The following is an 18,119-nucleotide window of genomic DNA, read 5'->3' as shown; positions in this document are numbered from 1 at the left end:
CATGAAACTGCGTACTTTTCTGACCTCGGCCGTGGCCGCCGCCTCGCTGCTGGCCTTCAGCACCCCCGTTGCGCTGGCGCAAAGCCACTACAAAAGCGAGTACCGCATGTCGCTGGTGCTGGGCACGGCCTTCCCCTGGGGCAAGGGCGGCGAGTTGTGGGCCAACAAAGTACGCGAACGCACCAATGGCCGCATCAACATCAAGCTCTATCCAGGCGTCTCGCTGATCCAGGGCGACCAGACACGCGAGTTCTCCGCCCTGCGCCAGGGCGTGATCGACATGGCCGTGGGCTCCACCATCAACTGGTCGCCGCAGGTCAAGCAGCTCAACCTGTTTTCACTGCCCTTCCTGATGCCCGACTACGCCGCCATCGACGCGCTCACGCAGGGCGAAGTCGGCAAGAGCCTGTTCACCACGCTGGACAAAGCCGGGGTCGTGCCGCTCGCCTGGGGCGAGAACGGCTACCGCGAAATCTCGAATTCCAAGCACTCCATCAAGACCCCAGCCGACCTCAAGGGCATGAAGATCCGCGTCGTCGGCTCGCCACTGTTTCTCGACACCTTCACCGCCCTGGGAGCCAACCCGACGCAGATGAGCTGGTCCGATGCCCAGCCCGCCATGGCCAGCGGTGCGGTGGACGGGCAGGAAAACCCCCTCTCCATCTTCACCGCCGCCAAACTGCACAGCGTGTCGCAAAAGTACCTGACGCTGTGGGGCTACATCGCCGACCCGCTGATCTTCGTCGTCAACAAGGAAGTGTGGAACAGCTGGACGCCTGCCGACCGCGACATCGTGCGCCAGGCCGCCATTGAAGCTGGCAAGGAAGAAATCGCCATTGCGCGCAAAGGCGTAGTGGAAGCCGACAAGCCCCTGCTCAAGCAGATCGAGGGCCTGGGCGTCACGGTGACACAGCTCACGCCCGCCGAACGCGAAGCGTTTGTGAAAGCGACTCGCCCGGTCTACAACAAATGGAAAGGCCAGGTGGGCACCGATCTGGTGAACATGGCAGAGAAGGCCATTTCAGCACGCAAGCAGTAAATCCATTCCCCACCAGCCCCGCTCCGGCGGGGCTTTTTTGTGTCGGCAGAGCGCCAACTTTATGAAGAAGACACATTGGATGGTCACAATTCGACCGAGATTCGGAGTCTCCATTTCCATGCCTTTTTCACCCAGCGAAGCCCGCATGCACCCCATCGCCCTCCAAAGGGTCCATCCTGCAGATCGGCCACCTGCAAGGGCCAGTGTCCACAAGAAACAGCGGATTCATTGGTGGGCGCTCCCCCTGGCAGCAGCAGCCTTGCTGGCGGCCTGCTCCGACAAGCCTGCCTCCGACACCAAAGCCCGCAGCGCCGCGGCGCAGGAACCCGCAAAGGTCGGCGTAATCACGCTGCAACCCGAGCGACAGACACTGACCAGCGCTCTGCCCGGGCGCACCGTTGCCTTCATGAGCGCCGACGTGCGCCCCCAAATCAACGGTATCGTCCAAAAACGCCTGTTTGTTGAAGGTGCGCAGGTCAAAGCGGGACAGCCGCTCTACCAGATCGACGCTGCCCCCTATCAGGCCACCGAAGCTGCTGCCCGAGCCGCAGTGGCCAAGGCAAAAGCGCAAGCGCATACCGCAGAAGTGAATGCCAAACGCAATGCGGAACTGGTGCGCATCGACGCCGTCAGCCGGCAGGCCTACGAGGAAAGCCAAGCCGCCGCCGAGCAGGCTACCGCCGACGTGGCGGTGGCACAGGCAGCGCTGGACACCGCCCGCATCAACCTGCGCAACACCCGTGTGCTGGCGCCAATTGCTGGACGCACCAGCCTCTCCAACGTCAATACCGGCGCCCTGGTCACTGCCAACCAGGCCGACGCGATGACCACGATAGCCCAGTTGGACCCGATCTATGTAGACATCACGCAGTCGAGCAGCGAGTTGCTGCAGCTCAGGCGCGACCTGGCCGATGGCCGCTTTCAGCGCGTCGGCGAAGGCGCTGTGCGCATCAGCATCGCGCTCGAAGGCGGCATTCAGTACCCGCAAGCCGGGCGCCTGCAGTTTTCCGGCATCACGGTGAACCCCGGAACTGGCGCCGTAACCTTGCGCGCCGTGGTTCCCAACCCGGACGGCGTGCTTATGCCGGGCATGTACGTGCAGACACTGCTACCCACCGGCGTCTCTAGCGATGCCCTGCTGGTGCCCCAGCAGGCTGTCACGCGGGACATTGCCGGCAAGGCCAGCGTGCTCATCGTGGGACAGGACCGCAAGGTGATGCGTCGCCCTATTGAGGTGAACCGGGCCATCGGAAGCCGCTGGCTGGTCGAGAGCGGCGTGAAGGCCGGCGACACGCTGATAGTGGACGGTTTTCAGCGCATCAAGGAAGGTGATACGGTGAACCCGCAGCCGGTGAAGGTAGCCACCGCGCAGGCGGCAGGAGCGGCCACAGTGGCAGGCACAGGGGGCATGCCCAAAGCGCCCGCCGACAAGGCCTCTGCCGCGTCGGCCCAGCCTGCCCAGAGCGCCGCAACGCGCTGACCGGAGCGCCCGCCATGGCACCGTTTTTCATCAATCGGCCCATCTTCGCGTGGGTGCTGGCCATTGTCATCACGCTCGCCGGCGGCCTGTCGATTGTCACACTGCCGCTGGAGCAGTATCCCAACATCGCCCCACCCAGCGTGACCATCAGCGCCACCTACACCGGCGCGTCCGCCGAGACGGTGGAAAACTCGGTCACGCAGGTGATTGAGCAGCAGCTCAAGGGCATCGACAACCTGCTCTACATGGGTTCGACCAGCGACGCCTCTGGCCAGTCGCGCACCATCTTGACATTCAGCCCAGGCACCAACATCGACGTGGCGCAGGTGCAGGTGCAAAACAAGCTGCAGGCCGCCATGAACCGCCTGCCCGATGCGGTCAAGAGCCGCGGCGTGTTCGTCAACAAGGGCGGCAACGACTACCTGACCACTTACAGCTTCACTTCGCCAGACCCGAACGTGAGCCAGGTGGACGTGGGCGACTATCTGTCCACCAATCTGGTGGATGTCATCGGCCGCATCGACGGTGTGGGCGACGTACGGATATTTGGCACTGGCTATGCCATGCGCATCTGGATGAACCCTGCGCTGATGGAGAAGTTTGCGCTGATGCCGTCCGACATCATCGCGGCGTTGAACGCTCAGAACGCGCAGGTGTCGGCCGGTCAGCTCGGTGCCCTTCCCGCCATGCCCGACCAGCAGCTCAACGCCACCATCACGGCACGCACCAAACTCAAGACGGTGCAAGAGTTCCAGAACATATTGCTGAAGGTTGCTCCAGACGGCTCGGCGGTGCTGCTCAAGGATGTGGCACGTGTGGAGCTGGGCGCAGACAACCTCGCCATCACGTCGCGGTTAAATGGCAAACCCGGCGCCGGCATGGGCATTGTGCTGGCTGACGGTGCCAACGCAACGGCTGTAGCCGACGCAGTGAATGCCAAACTGGCCGAGCTGCAGCCGTTTTTCCCCAACGGCCTGACATCGTTCATCAGTTCGGACTCCACGCCTTTCGTGCGTGCGTCTATCAAGGAGGTGGTCTTCGCTCTCGGCGAAGCCATTTTGCTGGTGGTGCTGGTCATGTTCCTGTTCCTGCAGAACATCCGCGCCACGCTGATTCCCGCCATTGCCGTACCGGTGGTGCTGCTTGGCACCATGGGCGTGTTGTCGATTGCGGGGTATTCGATCAACACGCTCACCATGTTCGCACTGGTGCTGGCCATCGGCCTGCTGGTGGACGACGCCATCGTGGTGGTGGAGAACGTCGAGCGGGTCATGTCCGAGGAAGGCTTGCCGCCCAAAGAGGCGACACGCAAATCCATGGCGGAAATCACCCCGGCGCTGGTCGGCATTGCCCTCACGCTCTCGGCGGTGTTCATCCCCATGGCATTTTTTGGCGGCTCTACCGGCGTGATCTACCGGCAGTTTTCCATCACTATCGTCTCGGCCATGGCGCTGTCGGTGTTTGTGGCGCTGACCCTCACGCCAGCCCTGTGCGCCAGCCTGCTCAAGCCCGTGGTCAAGGGAACACACCACGCGCACGGCGATGCGCCACGCCGCGGGTTACTGGGCATCTCCGACCGGTTCTTCCTGTGGTTCAACGGCCAGTTCGACCGCAACGCCACACGCTACCAAGGTGCCGTGGGCCGGCTGCTGCACGGCAGCAAGCGGATGCTGCTGGTGTTCCTGCTGATCTGCGGCGGCACCGCATTGCTGTTCAGCAAGCTGCCGACGTCCTTTCTGCCTGTGGAAGACCAGGGGTACATGCGCATCCAGATCAGCCTGCCGCCCGGCAGCACCAATGCCCGCCTGCAAGCCGTGATGAAGCAGGTGCAGGAATACTTTTCCAAGCAATCCGATGTGGTCAGCTTCAACTCCATCACGGGCCTGAGCGGTGACCAGGCGTCGGCACGGGGCTTTCTGCGCCTCAAGGACTGGAGCCAGCGCCAACGGCCCGATCAGGCCGCCGACGCCATCGCGCGCAAGGCCACCAAAGATCTCGCGATGCTCAGAGACGCACGAATCTTCGTGACGGCACCGCCTGCGGTGCGCGGCCTCGGCTCGGACGCCGGCTTTAACTTCCAGATCAAGGATTTGAACGGCCTGGGCCACGATGCCTTGGTAGGTGCCCGCGACCAAGTGCTGGAGCAGGCCAAGAGCAGCCCGTTGATTCGCAGCCTGCGCAGCACCAATCTGGAGGACACCTCCGAGCTGGGCGTGGCGATCGACGACCGCAAGGCTGCCGCGCTGGGCCTCTCGACGGCCAACATCAACAGCGTGCTCTCCAGTGCCATAGGCGGCACCTATGTGAACGATTTTCTGAACAACGGCCGGGTCAAGCGCGTGTACGTGCAAGGCGATGCGCCCTACCGCATGCTGCCGCAGGACATCAGCCAATGGACCGTGCGCAACGACAAGGGCGAGATGGTGCCGTTCAGCGCGTTTTCTTCGACCGACTGGACCTATGGCACGCCACAACTGCAGCGCTACAACGGCAGCCCCAGCTACGAATTCATCGGTGACAGCGCACCCGGCGTGAGTTCTGGTGACGCCATGAACGCCATCGAGGCCATTCTGAAGAAGTTGCCCCCAGGTATCGGTTACGAGTGGACAGGGGCATCCCTCCAGGAGCGCCTGTCCGGCGCGCAGGCGCCGCTGCTGTACGCCGTGTCGGTGCTGTTTGTGTTCCTCTGCCTGGCCGCTTTGTACGAAAGCTGGACGGTGCCGCTCGCGGTGATTCTGGCGGTGCCACTGGGCGTCGTCGGGGCGCTGGTCTTCACTGGGCTGCGCGGCCTCTCCAACGATGTGTACTTCCAGGTGGGGCTGCTCACCACCGTGGGGCTGGCCTCCAAAAACGCCATTCTGATTGTCGAATTTGCCACCCAGTTGCAGGAGCGCGGTCGCAGCGTCTTTGACGCCACGCTGGCAGCGGTGCGGCTGCGGCTGCGGCCCATCCTGATGACGTCCATGGCCTTTGGGTTTGGCGTGCTGCCGCTCGCCATTGGCAGCGGGGCCGGCGCGGGCGGCCGCCACGCCATTGGCACGGCCGTGCTGGGCGGTGTGGTTTTCTCCACCTCTCTCGGAATCTTTTTCGTGCCCGTCTTCTTCCTTGTCGTGCGCAGCTGGTTCGCGAGCCAGTCGCGCAGAGAAAATGCCCCAGCGGCGGCGGAGGAAGCGGTATGACCCGCATGGCAATGCGCCCTCTGCCGGCCCACGCTTTGCGCGGTCGCAACCCTTTTCTCCTGGTGATCACGGTGAGCTTGTGCTTGTCGATGGCCGGCTGCATGAATCTGGCGCCCGCCACGGCAACGCCCGCCCTGCCGGTGCCGGCAACCCTGAACGTCGCCGGGCAAGACACGCGGGACCAGGCTGCAGCGCAACCCACTGCGCACAGCCTGGAGCAGGCCGAGGCCATCGGCTGGGTGCAGGCGCCTGCGCTGCGGCAGGTGCTGGCACTCGCGCTGGCCAACAACCGCGACCTGCGCCTGGCACTCACCAACATCGAAAAGGCCCGCGCGCAATACGGCGTGCAGCAGGCCGACCAGGTGCCGACACTGGCCGCCACCGTGCAGGGTACCCGCAGTCGAACGGCGCAGGACCTTACAACAGCCGGGCATGCTCAGACGAGCAGCCAATTGAGCGCGCAGATCGGCTTTGCCAGCTACGAACTCGACCTCTGGGGGCGCGTGCGCAACCTGAACGAGGCGGCGCTACAGCAGTTCCTGCAGGCCACCGAGAACCAGCGCAACGTACAGATCACCCTGGTGGCCGACGTGGCCAATGCCTGGCTGACGTTTTCGGCCGACCAGGCGCGCCTGCAATTGGCGCAGGACACGCTGCAATCACGGCGCAAGGCCTACGCGATCACGCAGCGCATTTACGAGTTGGGGGCCACCTCGGGCCTCGTTCTGGCGCAAAACCAGACCACGGTGGACACCGCGCGTGGCGATGTGGCCGCCTTCTCCAGCCAGGTCGAACGCGACCGCAACGCGCTGCAACTGCTGGTGGGCGGGCCGGTGCCCGAAGTGCTGCTGCCCGCACCGCTCGCCAGCGATACGCCCAGCGCGGCCGCACTGGCCGATGTAGCGGCGCCTTTGCCGTCGAGCCGGCTGCTGGCGCGCCCTGACATCCAGGCGGCCGAATACGGCCTGCGCGCCGCCAGCGCCAACATCGGCGTGGCGCGCGCGGCGCTGTTCCCGAGCATCAGCCTGACGGCCTCGGCCGGATCAGCCAGCACGGAACTGTCCAGCCTGTTCAGCGCAGGCAATGGCACCTGGAGCTTCGTACCACTGGTGCGCCTGCCGATCTTCGACGGCGGCCGCAACCGCGCCAATGTGCAGGTGGCCGAGGCCAATGAGCAACTGGCGCTCACGCAGTACGAAAAAACGGTCCAGACCGCGTTTCGTGAAACCGCCGATGCGCTCGCCGACCGCGCACGCTGGGCCGAGCGGCTTGAGGCCCAGGCGTCGCTCCTCGCAGCCACACAAAAGGCGTTTGATCTGTCCGAGGCGCGTTTCAAGGCCGGCGTGGACAACTACCTCTCGGTGCTGGACGCGCAGCGCAGCCTGTACGCCGCGCAGCAAACCCAGATCACGCTGCAGCTGGCAGAGCAGGCCAACCGCATCACGCTGTACAAGGTCCTTGGCGGCAGTTGACCGCGTTCTGATATCAAAAAGATAGCTGATAGCGCTTACTGCATAAGCGCTAGAGGCCAATTTCTCTTAAATTTCCCCTCTCACCCCAACTTGCCCCTGCGCATCGTGCGCAATCGAGCGTTCAGACGTTTGCGCCATCGCCGCTCTGCTGCAGCGCCCACATGTGCGCATAACGTCCGCCCGCCGCCAACAGCGCACTGTGGCTGCCGCGCTCAACGATGCGACCGGCGTCCATGACCAGGATTTCGTGCGCATCGACCACGGTGGAGAGGCGGTGCGCGATCACCAGCGTGGTCTTGCCGCGCGCCACGCCGCGCAGCTCGGCCTGGATGGCACGCTCGTTGGCCGAATCCAGGGCCGACGTCGCTTCGTCAAACACCAGAATGGGAGGGTTCTTGAGCAGGGTACGGGCAATCGCCACGCGCTGCTTCTCGCCACCCGAGAGCTTGAGGCCGCGCTCGCCCACCATGGTGTCGTAGCCCTTGGGCGTGCTGGCGATGAAGTCGTGGATGTGCGCGGCGCGCGCCGCCTGCTCGACCTCTTGCTGCGTGGCGCCGGGCCGGCCATAGGCGATGTTGTAGGCCACGGTGTCGTTGAACAGCACCGTGTCTTGCGGGACGATGCCGAGCGCTTCGCGCACGCTGGACTGCGTGACGCTGCGCATCTCCTGCCCCGCGATGGTGATGCGTCCCTGCTGGATGTCGTAGAAGCGAAACAACAGCCGCGCCAGTGTCGATTTGCCGGCGCCAGACGGCCCGACCACCGCCACCGTCTTGCCTGCGGGAATCTCGAAGCTCACGCCGCGCAGGATGGGGCGGTCGCTCTCGTACGCAAAGTGCACGTCTTCAAAGCGCACCGCCGGGCTGCTCGCAGAAGATAAAAGGAGCGGCTCGGCACCTGGCGCATCGGCCACCTCGCGCTCGCGGTCCATGAGCGTGAACATCTTGTCCAGGTCGGTCAGGTTCTGCTTGATTTCTCGGTAAATCACACCAAAGAAATTCAGCGGGATGTAGAGCTGGATCATGAAGGCGTTGACCATGACCAGGTCGCCCAGCGTCATGTGCCCGGCGGCGACGCCCTGCGTCGCGCGCCAGAGCATGGCGACCAGCGTGGTGGCGATGATGGCCTGCTGCCCGGCGTTGAGCATCGAGAGCGTGCTCTGGCTTTTGAGCCGCGCGCGGCGCAGGCCCTCCAGGCTCTCGTCGTAGCGGCGCGCTTCGAAGTCTTCGTTGTTGAAGTACTTCACCGTTTCGTAGTTGAGCAGCGAATCGACCGCCTTGGTGTGCGCGGCCGAGTCGAGCAGGTTGGCTTCGCGCCGGAACTTGGTGCGCCACTCGGTCACCACGACGGTGTAGGTGATGTAGAGCACCAGCGCGGCAAGGGTGATCCAGACAAACCACATATCGAAGCGGTTGCCCAGCACCGAGAGCACCAGCGCCACCTCGACCAGGGTGGAGACGATGTTGAACAGCGCAAACGACACCAGCGACTCGATGCCGTGCACCCCGCGCTCGATGTCGCGCGTCATGCCTCCGGTCTGGCGCTCCAGGTGAAAGCGCAGCGAGAGGCCGTGCAGATGGCGAAACGTCTCTAGCGCAATCGAGCGCGCCGCGCCCTGCGTGGCCTTGGCAAACACCAGCTCGCGCAGTTCGGTAAACATCGAGGTCATCAGCCGCAGCGCGCCATAGCCCAGCAGCAGCGCTACGGGCACCACGAGCAGCGCGGCCGGATCGCCGGGCGGGAGCTGCATCGCATCGACCAGGCGCTTGAGCACCAGCGGCACGCCCACATTGGCAAGCTTGGCGCCCAGCATGAAGACCAGCGCAGCCAGCACGCGCCATTTGTAGCGCCACAGGTAGGGCACCAGACGCCCAAGCGTCGCCCAGTCAGAGCGGGTGCGCGGCTGGCTACCGAGGGGGGCTGGGGGAGGGGAATCGCCGTGGTGGCGCATTGGGGGACAATTCGACGCGTTAAATCAACCTAGATTGTTGCCCATGAGCGAACTGCCTGCACCGCCCGCGCTACCCATCCTGCCCGCCCCCGCACCGCCCTGTGAACACGAACTGGTGCTCAAGGTCATTCCCATGCCGGCAGACAGCAACGCCAACGGCGATATTTTTGGCGGCTGGGTCATGGCCCAGGTCGATCTGGCGGGCTCGGTGCTTCCCGCCCGCTACATCCGCGGCCGCATGGCCACCGTGGCAGTGAACGAGTTCATCTTCAAGCAGCCAGTGCGGGTGGGCGACATCTGCTCCTTCTTCGCCCACGTCACGCGCATCGGACGCACCTCGGTCACGGTGGAGGTCGAGGTGTATTCGGAACGCTTTGCCGGCCAGGGGCAGTATCTGAAGGTGACCGAGGCGCGCCTGACCTACGTGGCAATCGATGCGGATGGGCGGCCTCGGGCGGTAGTCTTGCCAGGGGCGCAATAGGGCCTGTCCACGCTCATGTTGCCAGATGCGTTGGGTGACATTGCGGCTTTTCGAGACTGCAATCGGACAGCGCTCAGATCACGGCCCATCCGGCCAGCCGCGCCCAGCGCTGCGCCAGGGCCTCGGTTTCGCGCTGCTTAGCCGTTTCGAAAAAGAAAGCTGTAGGCGTTGAGCGCCGGCACCCCTCCCAGGTGCGCGTACAGAACCCGGGAGCCTTCGGGGAATTCGCCGTTGCGCACCTTGTCGATCATGCCGTGCATGGACTTGCCTTCGTACACCGGGTCGGTGAGCATGCCTTCCTGGCGCGCACACAGGCGAATGGCTTCGAGCGTGCCCTCGTTGGGCAGGCCGTACTCGGGGCCACCGTAGCGCGTGTCCAGCACCACGTCCTCGGCCGTGATCTCCTGGCCCAGCTCCACCAGCTTGGAGGTGTTCTGGGCGATGCGCAGGATCTGCGCGTGCGTCTTCTCGGGTTTGGCCGAGGCGTCGATGCCGATCACCTTGCGGGCACGACCATCGGCGGCAAAGCCCACCACCATGCCGGCCTGCGTACTGCCCGTGACCGAGCACACGACGATGTAGTCGAACTGGAAGCCCAGCGCTCTCTCCTGCTGGCGCACTTCCTCGGCAAAGCCCACAAAGCCCAGGCCGCCGTACGGGTGCTCGGAGCAGCCTGCGGGGATGGGGGAGGGCTTGCCGCCCGCCTTGCGCACGTCGTCCATGGCCTGCTCCCAACTGGGGCGGATGCCGATGTCAAAGCCCGCCGCGTCCAGGCGCACATCGGCGCCCATGATGCGGCTCATCTCGATGTTGCCCACGCGGTCGTACACCGCGTCGGAGTAGTTCACCCAGTTCTCCTGCACCAGCACGCATTTCATGCCCAGGTGGGCCGCCACGGCGGCCACCTGGCGCGTCTGGTTGGACTGGATGCCGCCAATCGACACCAGGGTGTCGTAGCCGCCCGCAATCGCCTCGGGGATCAGGTATTCGAGCTTGCGGGTCTTGTTGCCGCCGAAGGCGAGGCCCGAGTTGCAGTCCTCGCGCTTGGCGTACAGGTGTACCTTGCCGCCCAGGTGGGCCGACAGGCGTGGGAGCGGCGTGATGGGCGAAGGGCCGAAGGTGAGCGGGTGGCGGTGAAATTTCTGCAGGTTCATGGCGGTTGTCCAATCGATGGAAGGGGTGGGTGCAAGGGCTGGCTTGCAGTGCCTTCATCGTAAAAAGACACGCGCATTAAATGGTTGCTAATTTCATGGAATTTTCAGAGTTCTTGATTTTTGTATGAAAATATTACCGTCAAATATTTCTTGAAACCAGCCATGTGCGCAATAAAAATTCGTTCCAGGAATGTCCCGCAGGCCGATGTGTCGGCCGAGCTGGACCGCACCGACAAGGCCATCCTGCGCCAGCTGCAGCGCGATGCCTCGCTGTCCAATGTGGCGCTGGCCGAGAAGGTGCACCTGAGCGCCCCCGCCTGCCTGCGCCGCGTGGAGCGGCTCAAGCGCCTGGGGCTCATCGACAGGGTGGTGGCGCTGCTCGACCCCAAGGCCGTGGGCGCCGGCATGCTGGTGATGATTGGCGTGGTGCTGGACCGCTCCACGCCCGAGTCGTTCGCCGAATTTGAAAAGGCGGCCGCCAAGGTGTCCGGCTGCATGGAGTGCCACGTGGTGACCGGCGAGTTCGACTACTTCATGCTGGTGCGCACACGCGACAACGACAGCTTCAACCGCCTGCACGCCGAGCAGTTGCTTTACCTGCCGGGCGTGCGGCAGGTGCGCTCGTTCATGGTGCTGCGCAATGTGCTGTCCACCACAGAACTACCGCTGGCCTTGTGAGGGCGCCCCTCAGAGTCTGTTCAAAGTCTCACAACCCCCACTGCCGCGCTGCCAGGTCCTTCATGATGTCTTCCGCCCCGCCGCCAATCATCATCACCTTCACCTCGCGGTAGATGCGCTCGCTGACCGTACCGCGCATGTAGCCCATGCCGCCGAGGATCTGCACCGCCTGGTCGGCGCAGAACTGCAGGGTCTGGGTGGCGTGGTTCTTGAGCACACAGACCTGGGCCACCCAGTCTGCCCCCACGTCGCCGGCATCCGCCCGTGCGGCCAGGGCTTCGACCCAGGCAGACGTGGACTGGATGCGCATCTGCATGTCCACCAGCTTGTGGCGCACCGCCTGGTGGCCAACGAGCGTGCTGCCAAAAGTCTTGCGCTGGCGCGCCCAGGCGAGCGCCTCGTCGTAGCAGGCCTGGGCAAAGCCCAGCGACGCAGCGGCAATGCCGAAGCGTTCCGCGTTGAAGTTGGCCATGATGGCGCGAAAGCCGGCACCCTCTTCGCCGAGCAGGTAGCGGGCAGGCACGCGCATATGGTCAAAGCGCAGATGCGCCGTGTCCGAGCACCACCAGCCCATTTTTTCCAGGCGCGTGCGCGCAAGACCAGGGCTGTCGCCCGGCACCAGCAGCAGCGAAATGCCGCCCGAACCTTTAGCGCCAGCCTCGCCCGTGCGCACGGCGAGTGTGATCCAGTCGGCACGCATGCCCGAGGTGATGAAGACCTTTTCGCCATTGACCACGTAGTCGCCGCCATCGCGGCGTGCGGTGGTGGCGAGCTGTGCCACGTCCGAGCCGCCACCCGGTTCGGTGACGGCGAGCGCGGCAATCTGTTCGCCGGCCAACACCGGCGGAACGACTTCTCGGCGTACCGCCTCGCTCGCCAGCGCCAGCACTGGCGGCAGGCCGATGTTGTGCGAGAGGAGGCTGGCAAGCACGCCGCCACTGGCACCGTAGCGACACAGCGGCGACCACAAGGCCAGGCGCAGCGCTTGCGGCGCGGGTGTTCCGCCGTACTGCTCGGGGTAACCCAAACCGAGCAGGCCGAGCTCGCCGGCGCGGCGGTACAGGCTGCGCGGGAATTCACCGGCAGCGTCCCACGCGGTGACGTGGGGGGCGATTTCGGTGCGGGCAAAGCGCTCGACCGTGTCGTGCAAAGCGGCGCGGTCGGCCAGCAATTCGGTGGATGAGGCAGTGCTGGAGGCGCTCATGGAACATCCCCCAAAAACAGCGCCAGCGCCTGGTCGGTAAGCGCATCAAGCGAATGCGCGCCGCGCGCATTGAACCACTGCACCGACCAGTTGAGCGCGCCGAGGATGAACAAGCGCGCCGTGGCTGGGTCGGCCCTGAGTGCGCCCTGGCGGTGCAGTGCTTCGAGCACCGGCGTCCAGCAGGCCTCGTAGGCGTCCTTGGTGGCGGCAATGTCCTGGCGCTGGGTGCTGGTAAGCGAGCGCCATTCGTAGAGCATTACGGGGATGAAATCAGCATGCGGCCCGTGCAGCACCTCGAAATGCTGGCGCACCAGGCTGCGCAGTTGCGCGTGCGGGCTGGCGCCTTCTGGCAGCTTGGCCAGCGCATCGCGTTGGCTTTGCGTGGCGAATGCCATGCCTTCCTGCACCACCACATAGAGCAAGGCATTCTTGCTATCGAAATGGTAAAACGGCGAGCCGCTGCGCATGCCGGCGGCAGCCGCAATGTCGCGGGTGCTGGTGCCCTCAAAACCCTTGGTGCGAAACAAGCGCGCCGCTGCCTCGATCAAGGGGCGGCGGCGGTTGCCTTCGTCGGGGTCGGCTTGCGACTTGGGCGGGCGGCCCCGGCGGCGCGGGCTGGGCGCGGGCGGCGTGGCAGCCGTGCGGGGAGAACTGGCTTGCGGCTTGGTCATGCCGGGAAGATAGCAAGAGCGGCATTTTTAAGCAAGCAGATGCTTTGTGAAAATACCGTAAACTATTCTGCTGCCGCCCCAGCGCGGCATGGCGGCGGGCACGGCCGCCTCACTCTGCACCGGCTCAGGCCAGTGCTGGCCTGGCCTCGTTTTGGCGCAACCGCGGCGGAGAGGCGCGCTCGCCCGTGCCGACCTCGATTTCGCCCGAAAGCTGGCCGCCCTCTTCAATCACCAGCTTGCCATAGCGAATCTTGCCGCTGACCTTGCCGGTGCTGAAGATGACCAGCTTCTGGCGCACCGTCAGCGAACCATCGAAGTTGCCGCGAATCTCGGCAATATCGATCTCGGCAGAGCCACGAAACGCGCCTTCTTCTGAAATCTGGATAACGCGCGAATCCATGGTGGCCTCAACCGTGCCTTCAACGACAAGCGTATCGCAATCGGTGATCTCCACGCCCTTGAGCTTGATGTTCGGCCCGACGGTGAGCTTGCTGCCAGCGCCGCCAGGGGCCGCAGCCGTGGTGGTCACGGGCGCCGCACTGTGCGCGGTTTGTGGAGCTGGCGCTACCGGAGCGCTGGTATGGCGCTGGAAGGATTCGGGTTCACGTTTGCCAAAGAACGGGGTTTGCACGGCCATCGGACCTCCTTGTTGGTAAGCAAGGATCGTAGAAGGCCGCCCACACCAGGCACCGCATGGATTCGCAAGTTGCGTAAGCAAACGGTTCAATGCTTGCATGCGCTTGCAGCAGTTGCCACAGCACACACCACGTAAGGACGTGTCACGAAACGATGTACGCCCCCGCCCCGGTGGCCATGAGGCTGCCATCGGGGCCAAAAAATTCCATGCGCGTGCTGGCCACGCGCGAGCCCAGGCGCAGCACCGTGGCGCGCAGATCGAAATGGCTGCCGATGCCGGGGCGCAGGTAGTCGATGCGCAGGTCGATGGTGCCCAGGCGCGAAAAGCGGTGCAGGCGCTGTTCGGGCGGCTCGTCCATGTGCTTGGCGCCCAGCGCCGCCATGACCGCCAGGCCGCCCATGGCGTCCAGCCCGGCGCTGATGGCGCCGCCGTGGATGCGGTTGTAGGCAAAGTGACCAATGAGTTCGGGGCGCATGGCAATGCGGCCGCTGGCGCCATCGGCGCGCAGCTCGGTCACCTTCAGGCCCAGCACCTGGTTGAAGACGATTTTTTCTTCAAATATCGCCTTGAGGGCGGTGACGAATTCCGGCTCGAAGGCGGGCACAGTGGGTTGGGTAGCGGGGCTCATCGGACTCCAAGTAAGCGGCACCGGCACGGATGGCCGGCACCATAAAAATATCAATTTCATAGCTGCTAGCGCTTACAGGATAAGCGCTAGAGCCCTATTTCATTCAAATTTCCCATGCCTGCCGGCGCCTTGCGCAAAGTGTGCCGCGCCGCGCAGGGCGTCGGCCAGGCAGGCACGGCCACCCCGCCACTCCTGGAACAGGGCCTCACGCTCACCCAAGCCCTCTTGCGCCAAGGCGCTGGCGCGGTCGGCGCGCAGCGTGGCCTGGGGAAACGCAGCCAGTTGCCGCGCCAGCGCCAAGGCCTCATCGCGCGCCGCCCCTTTGGGAACGACGCGGTTGCACAGGCCGATGTGCAGGGCTTCTTGCGCATCCACCTTGCGGCCCGTGAGGATCAGATCCAGCGCCCGTGCCAGGCCAATCAGGCGCGGCAGGCGCACCGTGCCGCCGTCAATCAGTGGCACGCCAAAGCGCCGACAGAAGATGCCGAAGTACGCGTCCTCTTCCACCACACGCAGGTCGCACCACAAGGCAAGCTCCATGCCGCCTGCCACCGCGGCGCCACTGATGGCAGCCACCACAGGCTTGGTGAGCGCGAGGCGGCTCGGCCCCATGGGGGCCAAGGGCTCGGTATCCGACGCAGAAAAATCGAGCGGCCCGGCCAGCGCATCGGGGGTCACACCGCCTTCGAGCAGCGCCGCGCCGGCCTGCAAATCCCAGCCGGCACAAAAATGCCCGTTCGCGCCGTGGAACACCGCCACATCAGCCGTGTCGTCGTGCTCGAAGGCGACGAACGCCGCATGCAAGGCGAGCGCCGTGGCGGCGTCGACCGCGTTGCGCACCTGGGGCCGGTCGAGTGTCACCAGCGTGACGCGCTCAAATTTTTCGGTATAGACGGTCATCGTTTGATGCGTGACATTGCGCTTGCCTGCAGTTCGGGTTAGCCCCCGCTTGTGGCACACGCGGCAGGCAGGCACATTATTTAGTCAAAGCGTCTGCTTCGCACAATTTACCGGAGACTTCGTGCAGTTCCTGCAATTGACGGTCAGCGGCATTTCACAGGGCTGCATTTACGGATTGATCGCATTGGGCTTCGTCTTGATCTACAAGGCGACCGAGGCAGTGAGCTTTGCCCAGGGCGAGCTGATGATGCTCGGCGCCTTCTGCGGCCTGGCGCTGATGACGGTCCTGGGCGTCCCCTACTGGGTGGCAGTGCCGGCCACGATCGTGGCGATGGGGCTGTTCGGCGTGGTGCTTGAACGCCTGGTCATCCGCCCCATCCTTGGCCAGCCGGTGTTCTCGATCGTCATGCTCACGATTGGCGTCGGCTACGTGCTGCGCGGCCTGGTCACCATGATCCCCGACATTGGCACCAACACCAACAGCCTGCCCGTGCCTTACAAGGACATGCTGCTGCGCATGGGGGAGCTGGTGCTGAGCGCCGAGCAACTGGTGGTGATCGGCGCCACCGCCGTGCTGTGCCTGCTGCTGTTTGCGCTGTTTCGCTACAGCAAGCTGGGCGTGGCCATGCAGGCTTCATCACAGAACCAGCTGGCGGCGTATTACATGGGCATTCCGGTGCAGCGGCTCAATGGCCTGGCCTGGGGGCTGGCATCTGCCGTAGCGGCGGTGGCGGGGCTGCTGCTGGCGCCGATCACCTTCGTGCACGCCAACATGGGCTTCATCGGGCTCAAGGCGTTTCCGGCTGCCGTGGTGGGTGGTTTTGGCAGCCTGCCGGGCGCCATTGTCGGCGGCTTGGTGATTGGCCTGGTGGAATCGTTTTCAGGCTTTTATCTGCCTGAAGGCTTCAAGGACACCGCGCCTTACATCGTCGTGCTGCTCATGTTGATGGTCCGGCCCAACGGCCTGTTTGGCGAACGCCTGCGCAAGAAGGTATGACCATGGCACTCCCCCGAAGCACCTGCGGCGCCTCCCCCTCAAGGGGGCGGTACCAGCGGCCCGGCAAAGCCGGTTCCGCGGTAGCCCCGGTATTTGGTGGCGCGCGCTTCATACGGCATCGGTGCGGCGCAGAAAAGGGGCGCTGCTGATATGCGCTTCCTCTTCAAGACCTCGTACGCGCAGGACCTGCGGCTGGCCAAGCATGGCGGGCAGGTGTTCTGGTACGGCCTGCTGTGTCTGCTGCTGGTTGCGGCACCGGTGTTCACGCCCGAATACTGGCTGGCACAACTGACCTTTGTGCTGATCTATGCCATCGTCGGCTTGGGGCTGATGCTGCTCGCCGGCTACACCGGTCTGTTCTCACTCGGGCACGCGGCGTTTCTCGGGGTGGGGGCGTACACGCAGGCGGTATTGACCGGCATGGGCTGGCCATTTTTCCTGTCGCTGGGCTGCGCTGCGGGCATTTCGGCGGCCGTTGGCATCGTTGTCGGCCTGCCGGCGATGCGTGTCAAAGGCATTTACCTGGGTATGGCCACATTGGCCTTTGGCTTCATTGTCGAAGAAGGGTTTGCGCGCTGGGAGAGTGTGACGGGCGGCAATTCTGGTATGCCGGTGGGCACGCCCGAGGTGCTGGGCTACGCGCTGGACACCGCGACGTCGTTCTACTTGCTGTGCCTGGCGATCACGGCGGCGTGCACGCTGGTGATCCTGAACCTGCTGCGCTCGCCCACCGGGAGGGCCTTTGTCGCCATCCGGGATTCGGAGATTTCCGCGCAGAGCATGGGCATTCACCTCGCGTACTACAAGACGCTGTCGTTCGCGCTCTCGGCAGCATTCGCCGGCATTGGCGGCGCGCTGTACGCGCACAAGCTGCAGTTCATCTCGCCGGACCAGTTCAGCATCCTGCAATCAATTGACCTGCTGCTGATGATCGTCATCGGCGGGCTGGGCTCGGTGCACGGCGCCTTCCTGGGAGCGCTGTTCCTGATTTCCATGCCACAGCTCATTTCGCTCGGCAAAGACTGGCTGCCCGATTCGGTCGGCCAGTCGCCCGGCCTGCAAGGCCTGGTTTATGGCGTGGTGCTGATTGCCTTCGTGCTGTTCGAGCCCATGGGCCTGTACGGCCGCTGGCTCAAGGTGCGCACCTGGCTGCAGATGTTTCCGTTCTACCGCCAGGGTATGTTCAAGCGACAGAAAACATTCCAGAAATCGGATAGGTTGAGATGAGCAGGCCCGCCAACTCTGATGTCCTGCTCGCGGCCCGCAACCTCAGCGTGCGCTTTGGCGGTGTGCTTGCCGTCAACGACGTCAGTTTTGACGTGCGCCGGGGCGAGGTGTTCACGCTCATCGGACCCAACGGCGCTGGCAAGACGACGGTGTTCAATCTGATCAGCCGCATCTACACCCCCACCACCGGCACCATTGCATGGTCAGGGCCAGACAGGCACGTCGATCTGACGCAGCAGGCGCCGCACCAGGTGGCAGGCCTGGGCATTGCACGCACCTTCCAGAACATCGAGTTGTTCGAACACGCGAGCGTGCTGCACAACCTGTTGATCGGCCGGCACATCCGGCGCGAAACCGGGCTCTGGGCCGACATGCTGTTCACCGGCCGCGGGGGGGGGGGGGGGGGGGGGGCGGGGGGGGG

The 18,119-nt window shown here is 64.6% G+C and carries 15 protein-coding genes and 1 pseudogene; 9 read left to right on the top strand and 7 right to left on the bottom strand.

Features of this window, described 5'->3' with window-relative positions; all coding sequences use genetic code 11:
- Window position 1: 1 nt before the first annotated feature.
- The 4 genes from AC07ZH_RS01265 (at window position 2) to AC07ZH_RS01250 (ending at window position 7,170) form a co-directional block, all read left to right on the top strand.
- A complete protein-coding gene (locus AC07ZH_RS01265) occupies window positions 2-1,039 on the top strand; it encodes a DctP family TRAP transporter solute-binding subunit (protein ID WP_495198208.1) in 1,038 nt (345 codons plus the stop codon).
- A 118-nt stretch (window positions 1,040-1,157) separates the two neighbouring features.
- The gene (locus AC07ZH_RS01260) at window positions 1,158-2,519 is read left to right on the top strand and encodes an efflux RND transporter periplasmic adaptor subunit (RefSeq protein ID WP_495198207.1); all 1,362 of its coding nucleotides are present in this window, start codon (window positions 1,158-1,160) and stop codon (window positions 2,517-2,519) included.
- 14 nt (window positions 2,520-2,533) lie between these two features.
- On the top strand, window positions 2,534-5,698 hold the full coding sequence (locus AC07ZH_RS01255; protein WP_495198206.1) for an efflux RND transporter permease subunit: 3,165 nt from the start codon (window positions 2,534-2,536) through the stop codon (window positions 5,696-5,698).
- A 5-nt stretch (window positions 5,699-5,703) separates the two neighbouring features.
- Complete coding sequence (locus tag AC07ZH_RS01250) at window positions 5,704-7,170, top strand: efflux transporter outer membrane subunit (protein ID WP_495198255.1); 1,467 nt, start codon at window positions 5,704-5,706, stop codon at window positions 7,168-7,170.
- Between the two features lie 121 nt (window positions 7,171-7,291).
- Here AC07ZH_RS01250 and AC07ZH_RS01245 read toward each other — a convergent pair whose 3' ends face one another.
- On the bottom strand, window positions 7,292-9,121 hold the full coding sequence (locus tag AC07ZH_RS01245; protein ID WP_495198205.1) for an ABCB family ABC transporter ATP-binding protein/permease: 1,830 nt from the start codon (window positions 9,119-9,121) through the stop codon (window positions 7,292-7,294).
- A gap of 43 nt (window positions 9,122-9,164) precedes the next feature.
- Here AC07ZH_RS01245 and AC07ZH_RS01240 point away from each other — a divergent pair, with 43 nt between their 5' ends.
- Window positions 9,165-9,602, top strand: a complete 438-nt coding sequence (locus tag AC07ZH_RS01240) for an acyl-CoA thioesterase (protein ID WP_119109231.1) — start codon at window positions 9,165-9,167, stop codon at window positions 9,600-9,602.
- Window positions 9,603-9,739: 137 nt separating this feature from the next.
- Here the strand turns inward: AC07ZH_RS01240 and AC07ZH_RS01235 are convergent, their stop codons facing one another.
- Window positions 9,740-10,756 (bottom strand): 1-aminocyclopropane-1-carboxylate deaminase, encoded by a 1,017-nt coding sequence (locus AC07ZH_RS01235; RefSeq protein ID WP_495198204.1) that lies wholly within the window; start codon window positions 10,754-10,756, stop codon window positions 9,740-9,742.
- Window positions 10,757-10,918: 162 nt separating this feature from the next.
- Here AC07ZH_RS01235 and AC07ZH_RS01230 point away from each other — a divergent pair, with 162 nt between their 5' ends.
- Window positions 10,919-11,434, top strand: a complete 516-nt coding sequence (locus tag AC07ZH_RS01230; RefSeq protein WP_495198203.1) for an Lrp/AsnC family transcriptional regulator — start codon at window positions 10,919-10,921, stop codon at window positions 11,432-11,434.
- Window positions 11,435-11,462: 28 nt separating this feature from the next.
- Here the strand turns inward: AC07ZH_RS01230 and AC07ZH_RS01225 are convergent, their stop codons facing one another.
- From AC07ZH_RS01225 to AC07ZH_RS01205, 5 genes are all read right to left on the bottom strand, one after another.
- Entirely contained in the window at window positions 11,463-12,638 is a 1,176-nt protein-coding gene (locus AC07ZH_RS01225) for an acyl-CoA dehydrogenase family protein (protein WP_119109234.1), read from the bottom strand.
- Window positions 12,635-13,309, bottom strand: coding sequence for a TetR/AcrR family transcriptional regulator (locus AC07ZH_RS01220; RefSeq protein WP_495198202.1), 675 nt, complete (start codon window positions 13,307-13,309; stop codon window positions 12,635-12,637). The genes AC07ZH_RS01225 and AC07ZH_RS01220 overlap by 4 nt, the downstream gene beginning before the upstream one ends.
- A gap of 124 nt (window positions 13,310-13,433) precedes the next feature.
- Entirely contained in the window at window positions 13,434-13,946 is a 513-nt protein-coding gene (locus AC07ZH_RS01215) for a bactofilin family protein (RefSeq protein ID WP_119109236.1), read from the bottom strand.
- A 142-nt stretch (window positions 13,947-14,088) separates the two neighbouring features.
- Window positions 14,089-14,574, bottom strand: a complete 486-nt coding sequence (locus AC07ZH_RS01210) for a thioesterase family protein (RefSeq protein WP_495198201.1) — start codon at window positions 14,572-14,574, stop codon at window positions 14,089-14,091.
- Window positions 14,575-14,673: 99 nt separating this feature from the next.
- A complete protein-coding gene (locus AC07ZH_RS01205; RefSeq protein WP_495198200.1) occupies window positions 14,674-15,474 on the bottom strand; it encodes a crotonase/enoyl-CoA hydratase family protein in 801 nt (266 codons plus the stop codon).
- 121 nt (window positions 15,475-15,595) lie between these two features.
- On the opposite strand from AC07ZH_RS01205, the gene AC07ZH_RS01200 reads away from it, so the two are divergent.
- The 3 genes and pseudogenes from AC07ZH_RS01200 to AC07ZH_RS01190 form a co-directional block, all read left to right on the top strand.
- The gene (locus AC07ZH_RS01200) at window positions 15,596-16,471 is read left to right on the top strand and encodes a branched-chain amino acid ABC transporter permease (protein WP_495198199.1); all 876 of its coding nucleotides are present in this window, start codon (window positions 15,596-15,598) and stop codon (window positions 16,469-16,471) included.
- 150 nt (window positions 16,472-16,621) lie between these two features.
- Complete coding sequence (locus AC07ZH_RS01195; RefSeq protein ID WP_495198198.1) at window positions 16,622-17,698, top strand: branched-chain amino acid ABC transporter permease; 1,077 nt, start codon at window positions 16,622-16,624, stop codon at window positions 17,696-17,698.
- Window positions 17,695-18,119, top strand: a pseudogene (locus tag AC07ZH_RS01190) (ATP-binding cassette domain-containing protein); the annotation flags it as partial. The gene AC07ZH_RS01195 and the pseudogene AC07ZH_RS01190, both read left to right, overlap by 4 nt.

The organism is Simplicispira sp. GW247-4R2A (genome assembly GCF_059424465.1).
Note: the sequence above shows the minus strand (reverse complement) of the source record. Positions and strands in the feature narration are given on the sequence as shown.